The organism is Burkholderia sp. AW49-1, assembly GCF_053427845.1.
Map to the genome: position 1 here is coordinate 1 of NZ_JBSAXF010000102.1, position 551 is coordinate 551.

At 58.1% G+C, this 551-nt stretch carries 1 pseudogene; it reads left to right on the plus strand.

The features are described 5' to 3' along the window. A pseudogene (locus tag ACV22W_RS33585) lies at window positions 1–551 on the plus strand (IS3 family transposase); the annotation flags it as partial.

A 551-nucleotide genomic window follows, 5' to 3' on the forward strand; every position in this document is an offset into this window, starting at 1 on the left:
GAACGCCTCGAGCGTGAGAAGGCCATTTTAAAAAAGGCTACCGCGCTCTTGATGTCGGAAGGCATCGAACGTACGAAGTAATTGATCAGATTGGCGCAAGCGAATCGGTCGAGCTGATCTGCGCGGTATTCGACGTGTCGCGATCCTGCCTGTATGCCCACCGAGGGCGAGCCCGACGCGTTGATGCCGAGCGCATGGCACTGCGTAGCCGGGTACACGAGCTGTTCATCGAGAGTCGAAGCTCTGCTGGCAGTCGCAGCATCATGGGCATGATGCGCGAGGAAGGTACGGCGATTGGACGCTTCAAGGTCAGCCGCTTGATGGAAGAACTCGGGTTGATCTGCAAGCAGCCGGGTCGCCATGCCTACAAGCAGGCCACGGTCGAGCGGATCGATATCCCGAACCATCTCAATCGCGAATTCGAGGTTGGTACGCCGAATCAGGTGTGGTGTGGTGACATCACGTATGTCTGGGCGCAGGGACGTTGGCATTATCTGGCCGTAGTACTCGACCTGTTCACGCGTCGGGTTGTTGGCTGGGCGTTCTCGACA